At 71.2% G+C, this 21448-nt stretch carries 21 protein-coding genes; 6 read left to right on the forward strand and 15 right to left on the reverse strand.

Features of this window, described 5'->3' with window-relative positions; all coding sequences use genetic code 11:
* Positions 1 to 24: 24 nt before the first annotated feature.
* Entirely contained in the window at positions 25 to 423 is a 399-nt protein-coding gene (locus ACIRF8_RS18670) for a helix-turn-helix domain-containing protein (RefSeq protein ID WP_404216177.1), read from the forward strand.
* Between the two features lie 72 nt (positions 424 to 495).
* Here ACIRF8_RS18670 and ACIRF8_RS18675 read toward each other — a convergent pair whose 3' ends face one another.
* The 8 genes from ACIRF8_RS18675 to ACIRF8_RS18710 all read right to left on the reverse strand — a co-directional run bounded on the left by ACIRF8_RS18675 (position 496) and on the right by ACIRF8_RS18710 (position 8622).
* A complete protein-coding gene (locus tag ACIRF8_RS18675) occupies positions 496 to 1599 on the reverse strand; it encodes a cytochrome P450 (RefSeq protein ID WP_404216179.1) in 1104 nt (367 codons plus the stop codon).
* Positions 1600 to 2037: 438 nt separating this feature from the next.
* Complete coding sequence (locus ACIRF8_RS18680; protein ID WP_404216181.1) at positions 2038 to 3051, reverse strand: pyridoxal-phosphate dependent enzyme; 1014 nt, start codon at positions 3049 to 3051, stop codon at positions 2038 to 2040.
* Positions 3009 to 4016 (reverse strand): GHMP kinase, encoded by a 1008-nt coding sequence (locus tag ACIRF8_RS18685; protein ID WP_404216183.1) that lies wholly within the window; start codon positions 4014 to 4016, stop codon positions 3009 to 3011. Before ACIRF8_RS18685 ends, ACIRF8_RS18680 begins: the two co-directional genes overlap by 43 nt.
* Positions 4013 to 4822 carry a Rossmann-like domain-containing protein gene (locus ACIRF8_RS18690; RefSeq protein ID WP_404216185.1) on the reverse strand — a complete coding sequence of 270 codons (810 nt, stop codon included), beginning with the start codon at positions 4820 to 4822 and terminating at the stop codon, positions 4013 to 4015. Before ACIRF8_RS18690 ends, ACIRF8_RS18685 begins: the two co-directional genes overlap by 4 nt.
* Positions 4819 to 5577 carry a methyltransferase gene (locus ACIRF8_RS18695; protein WP_404216187.1) on the reverse strand — a complete coding sequence of 253 codons (759 nt, stop codon included), beginning with the start codon at positions 5575 to 5577 and terminating at the stop codon, positions 4819 to 4821. Before ACIRF8_RS18695 ends, ACIRF8_RS18690 begins: the two co-directional genes overlap by 4 nt.
* Positions 5578 to 5679: 102 nt before the next feature.
* On the reverse strand, positions 5680 to 6690 hold the full coding sequence (locus tag ACIRF8_RS18700; RefSeq protein ID WP_404216189.1) for an ABC transporter substrate-binding protein: 1011 nt from the start codon (positions 6688 to 6690) through the stop codon (positions 5680 to 5682).
* Between the two features lie 14 nt (positions 6691 to 6704).
* Positions 6705 to 7478 (reverse strand): ABC transporter ATP-binding protein, encoded by a 774-nt coding sequence (locus tag ACIRF8_RS18705; RefSeq protein WP_404216191.1) that lies wholly within the window; start codon positions 7476 to 7478, stop codon positions 6705 to 6707.
* A 1-nt stretch (position 7479) separates the two neighbouring features.
* Positions 7480 to 8622, reverse strand: coding sequence for a FecCD family ABC transporter permease (locus ACIRF8_RS18710; RefSeq protein WP_404216193.1), 1143 nt, complete (start codon positions 8620 to 8622; stop codon positions 7480 to 7482).
* A gap of 234 nt (positions 8623 to 8856) precedes the next feature.
* Here ACIRF8_RS18710 and ACIRF8_RS18715 point away from each other — a divergent pair, with 234 nt between their 5' ends.
* Complete coding sequence (locus ACIRF8_RS18715) at positions 8857 to 10140, forward strand: MFS transporter (RefSeq protein WP_404216195.1); 1284 nt, start codon at positions 8857 to 8859, stop codon at positions 10138 to 10140.
* Positions 10141 to 10174: 34 nt separating this feature from the next.
* Here the strand turns inward: ACIRF8_RS18715 and ACIRF8_RS18720 are convergent, their stop codons facing one another.
* Positions 10175 to 10315 carry a hypothetical protein gene (locus tag ACIRF8_RS18720; protein WP_404216196.1) on the reverse strand — a complete coding sequence of 47 codons (141 nt, stop codon included), beginning with the start codon at positions 10313 to 10315 and terminating at the stop codon, positions 10175 to 10177.
* A gap of 350 nt (positions 10316 to 10665) precedes the next feature.
* Between ACIRF8_RS18720 and ACIRF8_RS18725 the strand changes: the two genes are divergently transcribed.
* Positions 10666 to 11043, forward strand: a complete 378-nt coding sequence (locus ACIRF8_RS18725; RefSeq protein ID WP_404216198.1) for a hypothetical protein — start codon at positions 10666 to 10668, stop codon at positions 11041 to 11043.
* Here ACIRF8_RS18725 and ACIRF8_RS18730 read toward each other — a convergent pair.
* On the reverse strand, positions 10971 to 11882 hold the full coding sequence (locus ACIRF8_RS18730) for a pirin family protein (RefSeq protein ID WP_404216200.1): 912 nt from the start codon (positions 11880 to 11882) through the stop codon (positions 10971 to 10973). The two genes, ACIRF8_RS18725 and ACIRF8_RS18730, sit on opposite strands and share 73 nt — an antisense overlap.
* Before the next feature lie 141 nt (positions 11883 to 12023).
* On the opposite strand from ACIRF8_RS18730, the gene ACIRF8_RS18735 reads away from it, so the two are divergent.
* Positions 12024 to 12512: a carboxymuconolactone decarboxylase family protein gene (locus ACIRF8_RS18735; protein ID WP_404216202.1), complete on the forward strand. Its 489-nt coding sequence runs from the start codon at positions 12024 to 12026 to the stop codon at positions 12510 to 12512.
* A gap of 32 nt (positions 12513 to 12544) precedes the next feature.
* Here ACIRF8_RS18735 and ACIRF8_RS18740 read toward each other — a convergent pair whose 3' ends face one another.
* On the reverse strand, positions 12545 to 14020 hold the full coding sequence (locus ACIRF8_RS18740) for a hypothetical protein (RefSeq protein ID WP_404216204.1): 1476 nt from the start codon (positions 14018 to 14020) through the stop codon (positions 12545 to 12547).
* A gap of 134 nt (positions 14021 to 14154) precedes the next feature.
* Complete coding sequence (locus ACIRF8_RS18745; RefSeq protein ID WP_404216206.1) at positions 14155 to 14346, reverse strand: hypothetical protein; 192 nt, start codon at positions 14344 to 14346, stop codon at positions 14155 to 14157.
* A gap of 213 nt (positions 14347 to 14559) precedes the next feature.
* Here ACIRF8_RS18745 and ACIRF8_RS18750 point away from each other — a divergent pair, with 213 nt between their 5' ends.
* Together ACIRF8_RS18750 and ACIRF8_RS18755 are read left to right on the forward strand one after the other, a co-directional pair.
* Complete coding sequence (locus tag ACIRF8_RS18750) at positions 14560 to 15147, forward strand: hypothetical protein (protein WP_404216208.1); 588 nt, start codon at positions 14560 to 14562, stop codon at positions 15145 to 15147.
* A gap of 180 nt (positions 15148 to 15327) precedes the next feature.
* Positions 15328 to 15975, forward strand: a complete 648-nt coding sequence (locus ACIRF8_RS18755) for an ANTAR domain-containing protein (RefSeq protein WP_404216210.1) — start codon at positions 15328 to 15330, stop codon at positions 15973 to 15975.
* A gap of 28 nt (positions 15976 to 16003) precedes the next feature.
* Here the strand turns inward: ACIRF8_RS18755 and glgB are convergent, their stop codons facing one another.
* Genes glgB through treS form a run of 3 tightly spaced genes read right to left on the reverse strand, consistent with a single transcriptional unit; the run spans position 16004 to position 21416 of the window.
* Complete coding sequence (gene glgB / locus ACIRF8_RS18760; RefSeq protein WP_404216212.1) at positions 16004 to 18253, reverse strand: 1,4-alpha-glucan branching protein GlgB; 2250 nt, start codon at positions 18251 to 18253, stop codon at positions 16004 to 16006.
* Position 18254: 1 nt separating this feature from the next.
* A complete protein-coding gene (locus ACIRF8_RS18765) occupies positions 18255 to 19688 on the reverse strand; it encodes a maltokinase (RefSeq protein ID WP_404216214.1) in 1434 nt (477 codons plus the stop codon).
* 3 nt (positions 19689 to 19691) lie between these two features.
* The gene (gene treS, locus ACIRF8_RS18770) at positions 19692 to 21416 is read right to left on the reverse strand and encodes a maltose alpha-D-glucosyltransferase (RefSeq protein ID WP_404216216.1); all 1725 of its coding nucleotides are present in this window, start codon (positions 21414 to 21416) and stop codon (positions 19692 to 19694) included.
* Positions 21417 to 21448 lie beyond the last annotated feature (32 nt).

Genomic DNA, 21448 nt, shown 5'->3' on the forward strand with positions numbered 1-21448 from the left:
GCCCGTCATGGAAGGTGATGCCCCATGTCCGAGCGGAGGATCGACATCCTCCTCGCCCCGGAACGCGACCGGCTGTCCGTCGCGGAGGTCTGTCGGCGCAACGGAATCTCCCGCAAGACCTTCTACGTCTACCGCGACCGGTTCCGCGCCCTGGGCCCGGACGGTCTCGCCCCTCGGTCGCGCCGGCCGCTGAACTCCCCGCTGCGCACGCCGCGTTCGACGGAGGAGCTCATCCTGCGCATCCGCGACGCACGGCCCGCGTGGGGCGCCCGCCGCATCCGCAACGAGCTGGTGCGGCAAGGCGTCTCGCCCGTGCCCGCCGTGTCGACGGTGCACGCGATCCTGCACCGGACACGCGACACGGACGTACGGGGCGCGGGCGTACGGGACACGGGCGGCGCGCAGGAGTGTGTGGGGGCCTGAAGCGGCCGAACAGAACGGGTGGGCCCACCGGAACGTCGGTGGGCCCACCCGCTGTCGTGCGGCCGGGTGTCGCTACCAGGCCACCGGCAGCTTGGTCACGCCGAACACCAAGGCGTCCTGCCGGTAGTCGACGGCGTCGAGGTCGACGTCGAGGCGCAGCCCGGGCAGGCGCCGCAGCAGGGCGGGCACCGCGATCCGCAGCTCCAGGCGCGCGAGTTGCTGGCCGATGCACTGGTGGGCGCCGTAGCCGAAGGCAAGATGCGCCACGGGCCTGCGCCGGACGTCGAGCCGGTCGGGGTCGTCGGGCACCAGGGCGGTGTCGTGGTTGGCGGCGAGCGTCGACAGGACGACCCGCTCCCCCTCCTTCACGGTCTGCCCGCCGAGCTCCAGGTCGGTGCCGGCCTGGCGCACCAGGGGCGGTGCCACGGACAGCAGCCGCAGCAACTCCTCGACGGCGTCCGGCGCCGCCGCCTCGTCGTCGCGCACGATCGCGAGCTGCTCGGGGTCGCGCAGCAGCGCGAGAGCGCTCATGCCGATCATGCTCGTCACGGTCTCGTGGCCCGCGACAAGGATGCTGTTGCCCATGCCGATCAGCTCGTCGTCGCTGAGGACGTCGCCGTGCCTGCGGATCAGGTCGCCGAGGATGTCGTCACCGGGCCGCTCCCGCTGCCGGCGGACCAGGTCGCCCATGTACGCGGCCATCGCCGCGAAGTTCTCCAACTGGTCGTCCAGGGTGTTGGCGACATCGGTGCCGGTGGCACTTCGGCGCTGGATGCCGTCACGGTCCTGCGGCGGGGCCCCGAGCAGTTCGCAGATGACGAGCAGCGGGACCGGTCCGGCGAACGTCTCGATCAGGTCGGCGCCGGGACCGGCCTGTTCCAGGGTGTCGAGCTGGTTCTCGACGATCCGCGAGATGGCGGGCGCGAGCGCCCGCACCCGCTTGACGGTGAACGCCCCGGTGAGCATCCGCCGGTAGCGGGCGTGCTCCTCCCCGTCGTAGTTGAGGAGGATGCCCGGCTGGTTCATCACGGTGCGGGGGCCGGTGCGGTCGAAGGCGAAGCCGGCCTCGTGGCGGTGGTCGGACAGCACCTCGCGCGCGTCGGTCGCACGGGTCACCAACGCGGCGTCGCACGCGCCGAGTTGGGGGTTGTTGGGCATGGGTACGGGACCCGTCATGGCGGGACTCCTTCCTGGAGTTGCCGGACGGTCAGCTCGATGCCGACGTCCTTCAACTGCTGCCGCACCAGTTCGAGGGCGGTGCGCTGGGCCCCCGCCGTGCTGAACGACACCACGGTCACAGGGCTCCTCCCCCGGACCGCAACCGGACGCGATCCCCGTCACAAGGCGTCACGGACTGACGGGAACCGGCCCAGCACCGGCCCCGCTCCCAGCCTCCCGGTCCACGGTCCAGCACCGCAACACCGCCCGGCGACAACTCTCGCGCGCAGCTACAGACGGGGCACAGAAAGGTGCGGGGCAGGTCAAGCAGTGTCAGAGGAACGTCACATCCGGCGCGGGCGAAGAACGTCCTGCATCGCGTCCCTCGCCCCGGTCGAGGAGGGTCTGCTGCACGGCGGGACGGCCGTCCATGGCGGGGACCGAAGCGGACGCGGCCTACCCGAGGGTCGCTACCTCGGGCGCGGGCGATCCGTCCCAGCTCATCCGGGACCAGGGGAGGCAGAGTTCGTCCGTGCCGCTCACCGTGCGAGGGGCCAGATCCTCGATCCGGGCGGCCTCCGGATGCCGGGCGAACACGGTGTCGGCATAGCGGTGGCCGGTGTCGGCGGCGATGAACAGGGTGGTCCGGCGCGGCTCTTCGTGGCGCTCCCACCGGGCGGTGAGATAGGCGGCTCCGGTGGACAGGCCCGCGAACACGGCGTGCCGGCGCAGCAGGTCGACGCTGCCGGCGAGTGCGGCGTCGAAGGAGAGCCAGTGCAGGATGTCGTAGAGGTCGTGGCGGACGTTTCCGAACGGGATGGAGCTGCCGATACCGGCGATGATGATGTCCGGGTCGGCGACGTGCTCGCTGCCGAAGGTGACACTCCCGTACGGCTGGACGCCCACGAGTCGCACGTCGACGGAGCGTTTCCTCAGGTAGTGGGTGAGGGCGCCGGTGGAGGCCCCGGAGCCCACTCCTCCGACGACAGTGAGGGGGCTGCCGCCGGTCAGGTCGTGTATCCGCTCGGCGACGGTCTCGTAGCCGAGGTAGTGGATGTCGTCGTGGTACTGGCGCATCCAGTGGTAGTCCGGGTGTGCGCGCAGGATGTCGCGGACGCGGGCGACGCGTCGGCTCTGGTCGAGTTTGAGGCTGCTGCTGGGCGGCATCTGCTCCAGGTGTGCGCCGAGTATGTCGAGTTGGGTGCGCAGGGTGTGATCGACGGTGGTGGAGCCGACGATGTGACAGCGCATGCCGTAGCGGTGGCAGGCCAGGGCGAGCGCGTAGGCGTAGATGCCGCTGGAGCTGTCGATGAGGGTGTCGCCGCGGCGTACGGCTCCGGTGTCGAGCAGGTGGCGTACGGCGGCCAGGGCTGAGACGACTTTCATGGTCTCGAAGCGCAGGCAGAGCAGGCCGTCGTCGAGGCGTATCAGGTCCGGGCGGCCGATGGCTTCCGAGATGTGTTCGTCCACGGGAACTCCTCGCTGGTGGGGGACGACGTGAAGGTGGTGAAGGTCAGGGTCGGTGTGATGCCCTCGCGGTCCAGGGCGCGGGTGCAGCGGCGCACTCCGTGACGCAGACCGGGAGCGCGGGGGTCGAAGAGGATGCCGGCGACGTTGCCGCTGTGGGCGATCTGCACGCCGACGGCGCCCGTGCTCGCGGCGATCTCCGTGAGGGTCGGGAACTCGGCGTGGGGCAGCACCCGTTGGCGCAGGCGGGCGCTGGCGGTGCTGACCCGGCCGAGCAGGGCGGTGTCGGCGGTGGCCACCGCGCGGCGGAGCATGCGGCGCAGGTGTCCGTAGGCGGCGAGGTCCTCGTCGTGGCGGAGGGCGGGGAGAGAGAGGGTGTCGACCGGTGCTCCCGCGGCGAGCGCGCACCCGACCACCACGGTCGGCGGCAGCGTGGAGCCCAGCACTTCGAGGACCCGGCCCTCGCGCTGCGCGAAGAGCAGGGCGCGCGAACCGTGCATCAGGGGGTCGCTCGCGCCTTCGGCGCGCACCGCGATCCGGGCGATGGTCTCCGGCGGCAGCGGTACGTCCCAGGAGTCGGCGACCGCCCGTACCGTGGCGATGACGTCGCTGGTGGAGGAGCCCATGCCGAGGCCGACGGGGAGGTCGCCGCTCAGCGTCAGTTCCCCGCCGCAGGGTTCCGCGTCGCGGCGTGCGGCGCACTCCCGTACCGCGAGGACGGCCGCCGCCCGCGCCTTGGTCCGGCCGGCGGGCGTCACCGTCACCTCGTCCGGTGAGCTGCCGGGCCGACGCGCGAACCGGGCGGCGCTGCCCGGTCCCCGCATCGGCAGCGTGACCAGCGCGTGGACGGGGCGACGGCGTTGATCGAGAAAGACGCCTTGCAGGATCTCGCCGTGGTGGCGGGCGGCGCGTCCGGTGCCCTCCGTGCCGGGGCCGGCGGCTGCCTGCGGGCGCGGAGCGGACGTCATGCGCCGACCGCCACCCGGTAGCGGTACAGGGTGGTGGGTTCGGCGCTGAACTGGGAGAAGGGGAAGGGTTCCGCGGACAGGGCGGTCACACCCCGGCCGAGGAAGGCACGCGCCACGGCGCTGCCGGTCTGGGCGTAGACCACCAGAGGCACACCGCGCTCGCGGCAGCGAGCCAGTACGGTGTCGAAGCTGCCGTTGCTGAGGGTCATGCCGGTGGCCACGACGGCGTCGGCGGTGTCGAGGACCTCGTGCATGTCGTCGGTGACCGGGTCGCCCCACTGGGTGGTGCGCAGGTTGAAGTCGCACAGCAGGGGATCACCGCCGCGCTCGCGGATGGCCGCGACGAGCGGGTTGACCACCCCGATCAGGGCGACCTTGGCCCCGGCATCGATGTCCAGGAGCCCGGCGATGGCCGCGTCCCTGGCCAGTGCCCGGGTCTCGGGTGTGCCGGCGGGCAGGGTGACCGGTTCCGCCTCGGTCGCCTCCCGGTGCGGGCGGACCGAGCTGAGGTACGCGTCGAGTGCGGCGATCCGCAGCGGCCTCGGTCCTTCGCGCAGCAGCGTGTCGACGGGGCTGCCGGAGGCATCGCGGCACAGGGAGGCGTCGACCTCGCCCGCCTCGAAGGCGCAGCCGCCGAAGGAGTCGCCCAGGCGGACGAGGAGGTACTGGTTGAGGTAGGTGGTGTCGCCGCCGGCCAGCCGGGTGCCGTGGTGCACCCAGAAGACGCTGGTGGCGACGAGGCCGGCGGGGTGGGGGCCGTGCTCGCCCGTGAGGACGGCGGTGAGGAGTTCGTCGGTGTTCTTCATCGCTGCTCTCCGGTGCGGGGCGTGTCGTGGGTGATACGGAAGAGGAAGGTCAGCACGCCGTCCTGCCAGTCGTGGAGATGGTCGATGCGGGGGCTGAGTCCGTGGTCCAGGGCGTGCCGCACCAGGGCCCGCAGATCGGCGGTGTTGGAGGCGATGACGTAGATCTCGCCGCCGGGGGCCAGCAGGTCCTTCTCCGCGATCTGGGCGAAGAACCTGGCCAGCAGTGGAGCGCCCACGCAGACGTTGCGTACGACGTCGGGGTCGTCGCTGACGGTCTGGCTGACGGCGGGAGGGTTGAAGGTGACGACATCCAACTGGACGCCCTGCGGGAGAGCGTCGAAGACGTCGCTCACCGCGGGGAGGAACGCGGTGTCCGGGCGTTCGCCGACCAGCCGACGGTAGTGACCGGTGGTGGCGGCCACGCTTGCCGAGTGGACGTCCAGCGCGTGGATCTCCCGGGCGCCCCGGACGCCCGCCGCGACGGCTTCGACGCCCAGGCCGACGCCCATGGCGGCATAGCGGAGGCCCCGGGTCTCGATCCGTCCGTCGAGTACCCGCTCGTGGATGAGGCGGCTGGTCCAGCCGGGTATGAAGACGCCCGGTGGCACGTCGAACGTCCAGCCGTTCCACTCGTAGGAACGAGTGGTGTGCAGGTTCGCCTTGGGCTGGTTGAGGGCGATGATCCGGTCGGCGGGCAGAGGTGGGGGCAATCGTTCCAGAAGAGCCTGGCCGATCGCGTCACGGCTCGTGTCCATGGGGTCCTTTCCTTGTCGTAAGACGGGGTGGCGGGCACACCGAAGTGCGGTCCGGCCGACGGGCGTTCGCGCCTGTCGGGCAGGCCGTGGGTGTGCGGGGACTCAGCCCTTGAGCTCGCGCAGGTAGGTGGCGAACTTCTCCAGGCCGTCGATGTCGCGGGGGCCGCTGATGCCCTCGTTGTAGTCGAGGACGAAGAAGTTGTTCTTCTTCACGGCCGGGAGTTCTCTGGTGTGGGGCGACTTCTTCAGGAAGTCGATCTTCTTCGCGGCGGGCAGATCGCCGTAGTCGAGGACGATGATGACTTCGGGCTCGGCCTCGGCCACGGACTCCCAGTTGACCTGGGTCCAGCGCTCGTCGAGTTCGTCGAAGACGTTCTTGCCGCCCGCCGTCCTGATGATGTCGTTGGGGGGCACCTGGTTGCCCGCGGTGAACGGCTGGTCGGTGCCGGAGTCGTAGAGGAAGACGGGCACCGGTTCACCCGCCGGGGCCTGGGCCTCGACCTTCTTCACACGCTTCTTCAACCCGTCGACGACGTCCGTGGCCTTCCTCTCGACCCGGAAGATCTTGCCCAGCCGTTCGAAGTCGGTGTACAGGGCCTCGAAGGGGCTCATCTTCTCGGGGTGGCCGGGGTAGTTGAAGCAGCTCTCCGTGTGCATGAAGCTCTGGATGCCGAGCTTGTCCAGGATCTCGGGTGTGATGCCCCGCTCGTCCTTGAAGCCGGAGTTCCAGCCGGCGACGACGAAGTCGGCCTTGGCCTCGACCACGATCTCCTTGTTGAGGAGGTCGTCGCTGAGCATCTTCACCTTCGCGTACTCGGACGCCCAGGGTGACTCGCTCACCGGCGGGTTCGCGGGAGGCATCACATAGCCGTGCACGTGCTCGGTCAGACCGAGGGCGAACAGCTTGTCCGCGCTACCGCCTTCGTAGGCGACGGCCCGCTCGGGCACGGTGTACTCCACCGGTTCACCGCAGCGCTTGACGGTGACCTCGGCGGACTTCTTGGCGTCCGACGCGACGTCGGCACCGCATCCACTGAGCACCAGGACCGCCGCCAGGGCGGAGCTGAGAGCGACGGGTCGGCGGACCGTGGTGGGCATTCGGGTGGTGCGCATGCGTGAGCAGCCTTTCAACGGGTGGGGTCGAGCGAGTACAGGAGCTGGGGGTCGCCCGTCAGCGGGTGGGGGACGACGCTGACGTCGACGCCGAAGACGTCACCGACGAGTTGTGTCGTGAGCACTTCCGCGGGCGCGCCGGAGGCGACCAGGCGGCCCCGGCTGAGCACGCCGAGCCGATCGCAGGCCGCCGCCGCGAGGTTGAGGTCGTGCAGGACGACGAGGACGGTGAGCCCGGACCCGCGCAGGAGCGAGAGCAGGTCGACCTGGTGGCGGACGTCGAGGTGATTGGTCGGCTCGTCCAGGACGAGGATCTCCGGTTCCTGCGCGAGCGCGCGGGCCAGCAGGACGCGCTGGCGCTCCCCGCCCGACAGCGTCATGACGCCCCGGTGCGCGAGGTGGGCGATGTCGAGCTGGTCCATCGCCCGCTCGCACAACTCGCGTTCCCGGCCGCTGAGGGCCTGGTTGCCGCGCAGATGCGGCGCGCGTCCGAGCGCGACGACCTCCTCGACCGTGAAGTCGAAGTCGACGCCGCCGTCCTGGACCATGGCCGCGATGGTGCGGGCACTGTGGCGCACCGGGAGCCGCGTCAGGTCCCGCTCCCCCACCCAGACGGTTCCGGAGTGGGGACGCAGCGCCCGGTACACGCATCGCAACGCGGTGGACTTGCCGCTTCCGTTGGGGCCCACGAGCCCCACGACGTGTCGGTCCGGCACCTCAAGGGACAGTCGGCGCACGAGGCTCCTGCCGTCCGTCACCACGGAGAGTTCGTCGAGTCTCAGGTCCACGTCAGCGCCCTCCGAAGGTGTAACCCCTGCGCCGCATCAGGGTGATGAAGACCGGCACCCCGACGAGCGCGGTGATGACCCCGAGCGGCAGCTCGCGCGGGGCCACCAGGGTCCGCGCCGCCAGATCGACCCACACCATGAAGATGGCTCCGACGAGGGGGGCCACGACGAGCACGCGGGCGTGCGGGGCGCCGACGACCATCCGTACGACATGCGGCATGACGAGACCGACGAAGGCGATGGCTCCGCTGACGGCGACCATGACGCCGGTGATGAGCGAGACGAGGACCAGCAGTGCCTTGCGGTGCCGGTCCGGGGCGAAACCGAGGCTCGCCGCGGTCTCGTCGCCGAGGGAGAGCACGTCGAGTGCCCGTCCGTACCGGTGCAGAAGCGCGAGTCCGGCCAGCACGACGGCGGAGACGACAGGCAGCGCGCCCCAGCTCGCGGCGCCGAAACTGCCCATGGTCCAGTACAGGACCATGCTCGTCGCCTCGCTGTCCGGCGCGGCGTAGATGATCAGGCTCATGACAGCCTGGAACCCCAACGACATGGCGACGCCCGTCAGTACGAGGCGCAGCGGGGACAGCGCACCCCTGCTGGAGGCGGAGACGTACACCATCAGCGAGGCGACAAGCGCGCCGAGGAAGGCGCCGACGGAGACGGCGTAGATGCCGAAGACCGCAAGCCCTCCGGTGACCGTGACCCCGACGGCGCCGACGGAGGCGCCCGAGGAGACGCCGAGGACGAAGGGGTCGGCCAGCGCGTTGCGCACCATGGCCTGGATCGCCACTCCGACCGCGCTCAGCCCGGCCCCGACCAGCGCCGCGAGCAGTACGCGCGGCGTGCGGATCTGCCAGACGATCTGATACGTCGTCACCTCGTCGCGGTCGATACACCCTCCGCTCAGGGCCGCCCACAGATGGCGGGCGGTCTCCCCCGGCGTGACGACCGCGGGGCCGAGCCCGATGGCGACGACGACGGACACGAGCAGGACGGCGGCCAACACCGCGTGGCTGAGCAGCAGCACTTTCCGGGACGCGAAGCGGGTTCGCACAGACCCTGCGGGCCGAGACGCCGACACCTCGGCCTGCTCGACCGCGTCAGCCGTGGACGCGGAGCCCGAGGGCGCGGGCGTGTACGGCATCTCCACCCCTCTCGCTCATGACAATCATGTTCATGTGCAGGAACCTAGCACGCCGTCGAACCCGGCGGACAGCACCCTAATGGAAATGATTATCACTGCGATAGTGTGGTGCCCGCGCCGCGCCGCTCGCCGTTGCCCCGGTCGACTCCGTCGCCCAACTTCCCTGCTGAGCAGCGCCGTTGCGGCCGTGTCGCGTCCGATCCGTCCCCACCGACAGGACAGGAGTACTCCGTCGTGCCCACTCCCTCCGCTCCTCCCACCGCCGCCGAGTCCCCTCCCGCGACGCGGCGCTCGATCCTCCTCGACCTGGCCTTCCTCCGCCTCTGGACAGGCGCCACCGCATCGGGCCTGGCCACCTGGGCCCTGCCCTTCGTCCTCGGCCTCGCCGTCTTCGAACGGACCCTGACCGCAACCGATCTCGGTCTGCTGCTCGCCGCGCGCACCGTCGGGTTCCTCGCCGCGGTGCCCGTGGCCGGGGTCCTCGCCGACCGGCACTCCCGCCGGGGCGTCGTGCTGTGGGCGGGACTCGCCGCCGGAGCCGCGGCTCCGGTGATCGCCGCGGGGCTGGACCGCTCGGTGCCGCTGATGGCGGCAGCCGCCGCGGTGGCGGGAGCCGGCCAGGGCGCCTGCCGCCCGGCCTACCAAGCCCTCACCGCCGAGGTGGTCGACGCCGGTCGCAGGCAGCAGGCAAACGCCGCCATGACCCTGGCGGTACGGGTCAGCACACTCGTGGGCCCCTCCCTGACCGCGCTGCTCGCCGTCCTCCTGGACGTGTGGACCCTGCTGATGGGCATCGGGCTGCTCTGGCTCGTCGCGGCCTGCGTTCCCGGGCGGGGCGCACGGCCCGGGGCTGAGCAAGACACTTCGCAGCGTTCGGCCGGGGCGGGCAGGGCGTCCTTTCTGGCCGAGTTCACCGAGGGTGTCCGCGAGGCGCGCAGGCACCCCTGGTTCCTCGCCGGTCTGGGCGCGCTCACGGCCGTCATAGCCACCGGTTACTCCGCGACCGGCGTCGCCCTGCCCATGGTCAGCAGGGACGAGTACGGGACCGAGGTCGTTCTCGCGGGTGCGATGACCGCCTACACCGCCGGGGCGCTGGGCGGTGCCCTGCTCATGGCGCGCTGGCGCCCGCGCTCCCCCGGCCGGGCCGCCCTCGCCGGCCTGGCCTCCTACGGCTTCGCCCCGCTCAGCCTGGTGTTCCCCGTGCACCCGGTCGTCGTGATGACCGCCTACGCCGTCGCGGGCATCGGCATCGAACTGTTCAACGTGCCGTGGTTCACCGCCGCCCAGCGCGAGGTCGCCCCGGACAAACTGGCCCGCGTCTCCTCACTGGACTTCCTGCTCTCCTACGGCCTGGCCCCCGTCGGACTCACCGTCATCGCCCCCGCCATCGACGCCTTCGGCACCACAGCGGTCCTCGCGGCCTGCGCCCTCGTCTGCTTCGCGGCGCCCGCCACCGCCGCCCTCGTTCCCAGCGCCCGCACCTTCTCCACGGGGCGAGGACGCGGTGACGCCCGCTGAGGGGCACAAGGCGCATCGTGCTGAACCGTCCGTGTCAGCCGGCATCGGGGCGCATCGCAGCCGCAGTGGCCGTGGCCGTGGCCACGGTGAGCGGGTCGGTGCGCGGTCGGACCAGGTCGGGGCTGGTGGTGCCGAGGGACCCGTGGCGGACGCTGGTCGCGATCGAGGCGAGCATCGGCGGCTGGAACGGCAGGAGCGCGTCGTCGGCGAGGAGTCGGGCCCGGTACTCCCCGAGCGCGATGGTCGGTGCGCGACGTCGAGGGATGCGGCGACGCGGGCGGCGGTGACCGGTTCGCGGACCAGGTCGTAGGTCCTGCCGGTGTGCCCGGTCGGGTCACCGGCCACGACGGCCGCAGCCGCCGCCAGGTCCGCCCGCGCCACGGCGGCGAGCGCTCCGTCACCGAACGCCGATTCCACGCCGTCGTCCGTCCAGGTCGCAAGCGCCCCGAAGAGTTCGGCGCGGAGCCCGTTGCGCAGGATGGTCCACCCAGGTCCACTGGCCTTGACCAACCGCTCGGTGGCGCGATGAGCGAGCGCGGAGCCGAGGTGATCGGCAGCGCCGGTGAGGCTCGTACGGACCACGTGACGGACGCCATCGCGCACGGCCGCATCCAGAGCCGCCCGGTGCCGGGCGATGGCCTGCTCGTCCTCGGCGTACCCGGCCGAGACGAGGACCAGCGTGGAGACGCCGGTGAGGTCGAGGCTCGGGACGTCGTCGAAGTCGAGTCGCCGCTGCCCTTCAGCGCGCGATCGAGCGCCGCCCAGGGCGGGGATGTGGCGGTCGGCCGGCTCCTGGAGCGTGAGAGGGGCGAGTTGTCCGTCGGCGCGGGTCAGCGCACCCGGCCCCGGGCTTTCAGGGGTACGGACGGCAGTTCCGGAGCGGGCAGTCGGTCCCCGTCGTAGCCCTTCACCTCACCGAAGCGCGTACCGTCCATCCAGTCCGCCCGCGCCCGCGCGATGTCCTCGTGCGACCGGCCGATGAAGTTCCACCACATGACGATCTCCTCGTCGAAAGGCGGCCCGCCCAGCAGGATCGTGCGTGCGGGCGCGTCCGTCGGGTTGGTGAGGGTCAGGGTCGTCTCGCCCGGCGCGACGTAGCCCAACTCGGCCTGGCCGAGGGGGGTTTCGGCCATCATCACCTCTCCGGTGTCGACCAGGAGGCCGTGTTCGAAGTCGGGGTCCACCGTGAGGGTGACGCTCACGCGCGGTGCGAGGAGGAGTTCGGCGCCGAGCAGGGGGGTGAAGGTGCACACCGGTGAGGTCGTACCGGCCAGCGAGCCCAGGAACACGCGGATCTCGGCGCCGCCGTCGGTCCGGATCGCCCGCGGAACGTGGTGCTGGAAGTCCCGGTCGGTGTGCCGGTGCCGGTCCGGCAGCGCGACCCAGAGTTGGACGCCGTGGAGCACGGTGGTGGTGGGGGTGGAGACCTCCGAGTGGCTGATGCCGTGGCCGCCGGTCATCAGGTTCAGTTCGCCGGGGCGCACCATGGCGTGGCTGCCCAGGCTGTCCCGGTGCTCGATCTCCCCGCTGAACAGCCAGCTCACCGTCTGGAGACCGGTGTGCGGGTGCGGCGCGACGTCCATGCCGCCGGTGTCCGCCACGTCGTCGGGGCCGTAGTGGTCGACAAAGCACCATGCCCCGATCAGCGTCCGGGCCCGCTGCGGCAGCGTGCGCCGCACCGTCATGGCCCGCGGACCGCCCAGCGGCACGTCCCGGGCGGTGAGTACCTCCGCCTTGCCCATCTCTGGCCCTCCCACTGCCACCCCAAGTATTTTGATATTCAACAACCATGGATGATCATAAGGCCGAGCGATGCGCGAAGCGAACCGGACCACCTACCGGGTCACCACGTCATGGCCCCCGAGGAGATCAAGTTGAGCGACATGGCACCAGCACCGGTCCCACCCCCGGCCTACGGGCGCGTCTTCGTCGACAAGCAGAGCCCGAAGGCGTATCACGCCCTGGTGCAGACATCGGAAGCGGTGCGCGCGACGGCCGCGGACGCCGGGCTCGACCGCCTCCTCGTCGAACTGGTCAACCTGCGCGTCTCCCAGATCAACGGCTGCGCCTACTGCCTCGACGTGCACACCCGGGCCGCCCTGCGCGCCGGTGAGACCACCCGGCGCCTCGGTACGCTCGCCGCCTGGCGCGACACCGAACTGTTCACGGCACGGGAACGCGCGGCGCTCGCCCTCGCCGAGGCGACCACCGCGCCCTCGGACATTACCGCGCAGGACAGCGCCTACGCGGCGGCCCGCGCGGCCCTCACCGACGACGAGATCTCCGCGGTCATCTGGGTCGCCATCACCATCAACGCCTTCAACCGCGTCTCCATCCTCAGCAAACACCCGGTGCGCGGCCCGGGCGCCTGACCAGCCGAAGAGGTGTCGGTCGAGCGCTCGGCTCAGCGCTCCGCCACGCGCCGCAGCAATCGGCCGATCTCCGGGTGAAATACGTGGTGGTGGCCGCCCAAGGGTGTCTCGTCGCAGCGGACGACGTCGGAGGCGTCCACGTTGACGTACGGCACCTCCCACAGATCCTGTGTCGCCGCGTCCTTCAGGGCGACCGGTGACGGGCCGTCGACGCCCTGGATGCCGTCGAAGCCGAGCGCGCCCCATTTGCGGGCGGACGTGGCCAGTTCGGCGGAGTCGCCGATCATCTGCGCCGACAGCGGGTACAGCACGCCCAGGTGGGCGTCGAGGTGGGAGAACGTGCAGATCAGCGGGCCCTGTACGAGTCGCTGCCGCTCCCACAGCGCCCCGTGCCCGGAGACCTGCTGCGGCAGGCTGTCGGCGAAGGCGAAGTGCGACAACTCGCCCTGGAGCAGGGTGAGGGAGGCCAGCGTGACGGGGTCCGCCCCGCTCGTCTCCAGACCTCGTAGCGCGAAACCGGCCAGGCGGGCGCCGAGTCCGTGGCCCACGAGATGGAGGCGGACCTCGGCGCCCTCGGCCAGCGCCGGCAGGCAGGGGCCGAGACCCGCCTCGCCGATCAACCCGGCCCTGCGGCGCAGGACATGACGTACGACCTGACGGAAGAGTTCGTGGGCCCCCGCCCACAGCTCGGCGTGGTCCATCGCGCGGGCGGCTTCGCCCAGGGGGCCGCCCGCGGCGACCATGCCGGTGCGGTTCACGCTGTCACTGAGCGGCCGCGCGGGCCGTGGTCCTGCCGCCTGATCCTCCAGCAGGGTCCCGTTGTCGGAGACGGAGGTCTCGTCCACGTCGTTCTCGTACCGGTGGGGCACGCCCGCCTCGGCCTTCAGGGAACTCCGCACATCCGCGGAAGCGCCCGCGAACTCGGCACACATCGTCCTCGTGTCCTCGAACAGCATGAGGGGATCGGCCTGCGGCAGCACCTCGCCCTCCGTGTCGGAGGCGAAGCCCGCGGCCGGGTCCTGCAACGGGACCTCCGCCAGGCGGCGCAGGGCGGACCCGAAGTCGTCGAAGGCGGTCCCTCGCTCCGGTCGCTCGTTCAGCAGGTCGATGATCTCGTCCAACGAATCTGCGCTGTCGGGCAGTTGGCGGTGCAGGTCGTCGGCGGTCGCCCGGGTGATCACGGAGCGACCGTCCCGGTCGTCGGCGGCCGGTTCGGTGACGCCGGGCGCTCCCTCGTCCCTGAAGCACAGGGACGGCCAGCGCACCCCGAGGAACCCCAGGTCGTGGGCGTCGTCGCCCCACGCCTCGGTCAGCAGCCGCCGGAAGGCGTCATCGACGGCGTCGCCGGCCGCCGCGTCGTTGTGGGCCCCGTGGACGATCACATAGAGGTCGCGGACCCCGCTGTCCCGTACGGCCTCGCGCACGCCGCGCAGGTGAGCGGGGTCGAACTGGGCCCGGCTGCCGAAGCGCAGGGCGCCGAGGTCGTGCAACGCGGTCGGCTGCGGCATGGCTCACTCCCTGGGGACGCCGCCCCGAGCGGCAAGGTGGGGGACGGGCCCGGCGGCCCGTCCCTGGAAGCCCTCCGCGTTCCCGCCGACCCCCCGCACACGTACGCCGAGGCGGGATGTACGGCGTTTCTACGTCACCGGACGGCTGGGGGGCAGACGCCGGACGGGTGCGCGCGCACGGCCGTCGCCCACGCGGCGACGAGGGCCTCGTACTCGCGCCGCTGGTCGGCTGTCAGCCGTCCGCCGGAGCGGAGCATCAGACAGCGGATCCGCTCGTTGAGCTCATGAGCCGACCGGTCGGCGCCGTGGGCATATGTAGCGGACATATGAAGGACCGTAGCCCTCCCCGTGAAGCACAGGCCAGAACATTACTGGCCACGCACGCTCCGTGACGGACGTCGCGAAGACGCGGCGGCCCGCGGGGGTTCGGGCGAGGAGCGCTGGAGAGAGGAGTCCCATGGGTACGCCCGTAGACTCCCGCAGTCATCGGCGCCCTCAGTGGCTCCCGCCCATCCGCCCAGCGCACACAGGAGTTTCTCGTGACGGATCCTCGCCCCGGCACCACAGGTGTCAAAGAGCAGTACGCGACGCAGGTCGCCGCCGACCTCGAACGCAACGCGAAGGAACAGGAGCGGATCGTCGCCGAACTGGAGAAGCTAGAGGCCCAGTTGCAGGCGTTGCGGGACGACCAGGCGATCCTGGAGAACATGCGGCGGGCCCTCGACGCGAAGGAGAGCGCGGCGACGCTGGTGAAGCCACGGCGCGCGTCCGCCGCCCGGGCGGGCGCGAAGACCGGCTCACCGAAGCGCAAAACGGCGCGTACCGCCTCGTCCACGCCGTCGGCACCCCCGTCCGGGACGGACAAGGAGCCGTCGGGTGAAGGGCGGCCGACCCTGGTGACCCTGGTGCAGGACATCCTGAGGCAGCAGAAGGAACCGCGTTCGGCGGCCGAACTGACGGAGGCACTGGCCGCCGCGCACCCGGACCGGACCTTCAGGAAGCCTGTCGTGCGCACCACGGTCGAGGGCCAGGTCGCCAAGGGCCTCGCACAGCGCAGCAAGCAGGGTTCGTCGGTCTTCTACAGCGCGCCGGGCCAGGCGGAGTCCCCGCGCCCCGCGGCCGAGTAGCGGACCGGGCGCTCCGGCCGCGGCGCAGGGGATTCTCCCTGACCGGCTGTCGGGCCGGGACGTCCTCGCTAGGCTGAAAAGGTGCGGTGCGGCGGTCTGACGCCGCTGCGGTAAGCCTTGACGAAAGCGTGTGCGGATATGCGTTCCACGGTCCGGGAACTGTTGGACAGACTGCATGCGGTGGCGGACGAGAAGGAGCGCCGGTCATGGGCCACCGCCTGCGCCCGCGCCCTGGGTCTGGGTGGCATCGCCATCTCGATGGCACAGGAGTTGGTGTGGTTCAGCGATGACACCAGCGCACGCCTGGAGGACCTCCAGTTCGTCCTGGGACAAGGCCCCAACCGGCTCTTCCGGGCCGGGACGGAGGCACGGGAAGTGCCCGACATCAGCCGGTTGCTCGCCCAGCAATGGCCCCAGTTCGCCGCCGAGGCGGAGGAGCTGGGGATCGCGGCGCTCTTCGTCTGGCCGGTGCGCTTCGGCGCCGTCCGCGTCGGCACGATGACCGGCTACCGGCGCACCCCGGGCGCACTCACCGCGCGGCAGTCCGCGCAGGGCCGGCTGCTCGCCGACGCGCTGGCGCAGCACGTACTGACCCGCTGGCCCGCGGGCGGCGACACCGGTGAGGCGCGCGGCAGCGGCGGTGCGGGGACGGTGGGGCTGCACCGGGCCGAGGTCCATCAGGCCACCGGCGTCCTGAGCGAGCGGCTCGGCATCTCGCTGGCCGAGGCCCTGGACCGGCTGCGCGCCCAGTCCTACGCCTCGGGCACGTCCCTGTCGGACACCGCCCACGGCATCATCGAGCGGGAGCTGCGGCACGACCCCACGTGACCGGCCCACCGCGCCCGACGCCGCCCGCTCAGCCCTCGCGCACCGGCGCCAGCCAGATCGCCGCGAGCGGTGGCAGCCGCAGGCTCAGGGAGGCGGGGAAGCCGCCCATCGGCTCGGGTCGCTCCGCCGTCGGCTCGGTGGTGCGGACGTCGCTGCCGCCGTAGCGCGCGGCGTCCGTGTTGAGGATCTCCCGCCACTGCCCCGTCGTGGTGGCCGGGACCCCGAGTCGGTAGTCGTGGCGGACCACCGGGGAGAAGTTCACCACGGCCAGCAGGGGGGTGCCGTCGGCGGATCGGCGGACGAAGGCGAAGACGTTGTCCTCGGCGGCGTCGGCCGCGCTCCACGCGAACCCGTCGGGGTGCGTGTCCTGTTCCCACAGCGCGGGGTGGCAGGCGTACAGGTCGTTGAGGTCGCCCACCAGACGTTGCACGCCTCGGTGATCCTCGTGGGCGTCGTGCTTCTCGTCCAGCACCCACCATTGCGGGCCCTCGTCCTCCACCCACTCGGCGCCCTGGGCGAACTCCTGTCCCATGAAGAGGAGTTTCTTCCCCGGGTGGGCCCACATGTAGGCCAGGTAGGCGCGGTGGTTGGCGCGTCGCTGCCACCAGTCGCCCGGCATCTTCGACACCAGGGCCTGTTTGCCGTGGACGACCTCGTCGTGGGAGATCGGCAGCACGTAGTTCTCGCTGTACGCGTACACCATCGAGAAGGTCATCTCATTGTGGTGGTACTTGCGGTGCACCGGCTCGTGCGCGACGTAGTCGAGGGAGTCGTGCATCCAGCCCATGTTCCACTTCAGGCCGAAGCCCAGTCCCCCGAAGCCGTCGGGTCCGACCTCGTGGGTCGCCCGGGTCACGCCGTTCCAGGCGGTGGACTCCTCGGCGATGGTGACGACGCCGGGGACGCGCCGGTACAGGGTGGCGTTCATCTCCTGGAGGAAGTCGACCGCGTCGAGGTTCTCGCGCCCGCCGTACTGGTTCGGGGACCACTGCCCGTCCTCGCGCGAGTAGTCGAGGTAGAGCATGGAGGCGACGGCGTCGACGCGCAGGCCGTCGATGTGGAACTCCTCGCACCAGTACAGGGCGTTCGCCACGAGGAAGTTGCGGACCTCCCTGCGCCCGTAGTCGAAGACGAGGGTGCCCCAGTCCGGGTGGGCGGCGCGCCGCGGGTCCTGCGGCTCGTACAGCGGGCGCCCATCGAAGTTGGCCAACGCCCACTCGTCGCGCGGGAAATGGGCCGGGACCCAGTCGAGGATGACGCCGATGCCCGCCTGGTGCAGGGCGTCGACCAGGTACTTGAAGTCGTCCGGGGTGCCGAGGCGGGCCGTGGGCGCGTAGAAGCCGGTGACCTGGTAGCCCCAGGAACCGCCGAAGGGGTGCTCGGCGACCGGCATCAGCTCCACGTGGGTGAAGCCCAAGTCCCGCACATACGTTGTCAGTTCGTCGGCGAGACGGCGGTAGGTCGCACCCGGTCTCCAGGAGCCGAGGTGGACCTCGTAGACGGACATGGGGGCGGTGTGGACCGGGTGCTCGGCGCGCCGTCGCAGCCACTCCTCGTCGCCCCAGGCGTACTGGCTGAGGTCCACGATCGACGCCGTCGCGGGCGGGGTCTCCGTGCGGCGGGCCATGGGGTCGGCCCGTTCGAGGTGTGTCCCGTCCGGGCCGGTCAGCTCGTACTTGTACTGCGCTCCGGCGCCGATGCCGGGGACGAACAGCTCCCACACCCCGGAGGAGCCGAGGGAGCGCATCGGCAGCGACGTGCCGTCCCAGTGGTTGAAGTCGCCGCGGACGCGGACGCCGCGCGCGTTCGGCGCCCACACGGTGAAGCGGGTGCCCTCGACCCCGCGGCATGTGAGGACCCGGGAGCCGAGGGCCGTCCACAGTTCCTCGTGGCGCCCCTCGGAGATGAGGTGGAGGTCGAACTCGCCCAGCGTGGGCGGGAACCGGTAGGGGTCCTCCGTCTCGGTGACGGCCTCGGGGTAGGTCACCCGCAGGCGGTAGGGCGCGAAGCCCTGGCCCGGGATCCTGCCCCCGAACAGGCCGTCGCCCTCGTCGTGGAGTTCCCACTCGCCCGTGCCGATGACGACGGACACCGCCAGCGCGTGCGGGCGCAGGCAGCGCACCGCGAGTCCGTCGCGCATCCCGTGGGCGCCGAGGACGGAGTGCGGGTCGTGGTGGGCGCCGTCCAGCAGTCGGCGGCGCGCGTCGTCGTCGAGCGCCGGGAGAGGAGCCACGCGGGGTGTGTGGGTGACGGGCAGGACGGGGTCGGCGACGGACATGTCAGGTCTCCTGGGCGGGGCGGTCGGACGAGCCGGATACGGCGGGCGGGGCGGACGGGGCGGCGATGACGGAGGAGGCGCTCGGGTGGGTGCCCCGGGTGGCGCACAGGCGTGCCACCGCCTGCATCGGCACCGCCATCAGGTCGGGCCGGTACACCGACTCGTAGACGACCTCGTAGACCGCGCGGTCGGCCTCGTGGGCGCGCAGGGCGGCGGGGACGGCGCGCGGGTCGAAGCCGCCGGACTCGCCGTAGCCCGCGCAGAACGCGTTCCGGCAGCCTTCGCCCCACTGCGGGTGGAACTCCGGACCGGACTGGGCCGCGTAGTCGAAGGACCTGAGCATGCCGGCGACGTCGGCGATGGGTGAGCGCAGGGACCGGCGCTCGGGCACGGGCTTCGCCGGCTCGCCCTCGAAGTCGACGATGTGCCAGCGTCCGTGCGCGTGCAGCACCTGTCCCAGGTGCAGGTCGCCGTGGGTGCGTTGCAGCGGCCGTTCACCGCCCGCCGTGACGACGGCCGCGTAGATCTCCTGGAGGTCCGGCACGTACGGGCGCAGCGCCGGTACGCGTGCCGCCGCCCGCAGGAGGCGGTGGCTCATCGCGTCGGCCATGCGGGCCGGCTGGTCGACCGGACCGACGTCGGTCGGGAACGCCCTGGCCAGGGCGACGTGCAATTCGCCCGTCGTGCGGCCCAGCTCGTGGGCCTCGTCGGTGAAGCCCTGCCTGCGGCGGCCGGATTCCAGGGCAAGGGCCCAGCCGTCCGTCGAGTCGGTGAGGAACGGCTGCACCATGCCGAGGGTGGACCAGAAGGGGGCCTCCGTCTGGAACCAGCCGATGGGCGCGGGGACCTGGGTGAAACCGTGCCGCGCCAGCGCTCCCGTGACCTCCAGGTCGGGGTTGATGCCGGGCTGGATGTGGCGGAAGAGTTTGAGGATGAGCTCGTCGCCGTACACGATCGACGTGTTCGACTGTTCGACGTCGAGGACGCGCGGGGTGAGGCCGCACGGGACCGCGGTGCGGGGCAGCGACTCGAAGCGCAGGTGTCCCGCGGTGCCGCCTCTGCGGAGCCGTTCGAGGAGCACGATCGCGGCGCGGTGGTCGTGCACGGCGTCGTAGATCATGAGCCGTTCGCCGGCTCGCGCCTCCACCTCGCCGATCAGGCTGGGCGACATGCGCGGCGGCATCTGGGCGGCGACGCCGAGCAGCACCTGGTAGTGGTCGCCGCCCGAGGAGCCGCGCTGGTCGACGCGGACCAGCAGGTGGTAGCAGTCGGCCGTCAGCGCCGTCGCCGCGACCACGGAGACGCCGGAGATGTCGCGGCCTTGTCCGGTGAACCACCGCTGGCGCGGGAGCCAGCGCGCCAGGAGCGCCGCGAGGGAGGAGGCGGGTACCTGCGAGGGACCCACGCCTGTGTCGGACAGCAGAGGCGATGTCATGGATCAGGTCCAATCGTGGTGTGCCATGCGTGGCGTCAGGCTCGTGCCGCGCAGCCGGAACCAGTAGAAGCCGTGCCCCGCGAGGGTGAGGAGGTAGGGCAGTTCGCCGATGGCCGGGAACCGGACGTTGCCGATCAGCTCCACCGGGTGCCGGCCGTCGTACGCCTGGAGGTCGAGTTCGGTGGGCTGGGCGAAGCGGGAGAAGTTGTGGACGCACAGCACCAGGTCGTCCTTGTACTCGCGCAGGAAGGCGAGGACGGCCGGGTTGGAGGAGGGCAGTTCGGTGTACGAGCCCAGGCCGAACGCCGGGTTCTGCTTGCGGATCTCGATCATCCGGCGCGTCCAGTGCAGCAGCGAGGACGGTGAGGCCATGGCCGCCTCGACGTTGGTGACCTGGTAGCCGTAGACCGGGTCCATGATCGTGGGCAGGGAGAGGCGGCCCGGGTCGCAGGAGGAGAAACCGGCGTTGCGGTCCGGGGTCCACTGCATCGGGGTCCGCACGGCGTCGCGGTCGCCGAGCCAGATGTTGTCGCCCATGCCGATCTCGTCGCCGTAGTAGAGGATCGGCGAGCCCGGCAGGGAGAGCAGCAGAGCGGTGAAGAGTTCGATCTGGTTGCGGTCGTTGTCGAGGAGCGGGGCCAGACGCCTACGGATGCCGACATTGGCCCGCATCCGCGGCTCCTTGGCGTACTCCGCGTACATGTAGTCGCGTTCCTCGTCGGTGACCATCTCCAGGGTCAACTCGTCGTGGTTGCGCAGGAAGATGCCCCACTGGCAGCCGGACGGGATCTCCGGTGTCTTCGCGAGGATCTCCGAGACCGGGTAGCGCGATTCGCGGCGCACCGCCATGAAGATGCGCGGCATCACGGGGAAGTGGAACGCCATGTGGCACTCGTCGCCGCCCGAGGCGTAGTCCCCGAAGTAGTCGACGACGTCCTCCGGCCACTGGTTCGCCTCGGCGAGGATCACCACGTCGGGATAGTTCGCGTCGATCTCTTTGCGGACCCGCTTCAGGAAGGCGTGGGACGCGGGCAGGTTCTCGCAGTTGGTGCCTTCCTCGGCGTAGAGGTAGGGCACCGCGTCGAGGCGGAACCCGTCGATGCCGAGGTCGAGCCAGAAGCGCAGGGAGGCCAGCATCTCCTCCTGCACGGCCGGGTTCTCGTAGTTCAGGTCGGGCTGGTGGGAGAAGAAGCGGTGCCAGTAGTACTGCTTGCGGACGGGGTCGAAGGTCCAGTTGGACACCTCGGTGTCGACGAAGATGATCCGGGCGTCCGCGTATTTGGTGTCGTCGTCGGACCAGACGTAGTAGTCGCCGTAGGGGCCGTCCGGGTCCGAGCGGGACTGCTGGAACCACTCGTGCTGGTCGCTCGTGTGGTTCATGACGAAGTCGATGATGACCCGCATGCCGCGCTGGTGCGCCGCGTCCACGAACTCCACGAAGTCGGCCAGATCACCGAACTCGGGCAGCGTGACGATGTAGTTCGACACGTCATAGCCCCCGTCCTGCAACGGGGAGGTGTAGAAGGGCGGCAGCCAGAGGCAGTCCACCCCCAGCCATTGCAGGTAGTCCAGCTTCGCCGTGATGCCCTTGAGGTCACCGACACCGTCGCCGTTGCTGTCGTAGAAGGAGCGGACGAGCACCTCGTAGAAGACGGCACGTTTGAACCACTCGGGGTCGGGTGTCTTGGCGGGCATGTACGGCAACTGCGCCATTTCGTCCGTGGACATACAGTTCGGCCTCCGTACCGCGATCAGGAGAA

The sequence above is a fragment of the Streptomyces sp. NPDC102406 genome, from assembly GCF_044765725.1.
Taxonomy (GTDB): domain Bacteria; phylum Actinomycetota; class Actinomycetes; order Streptomycetales; family Streptomycetaceae; genus Streptomyces.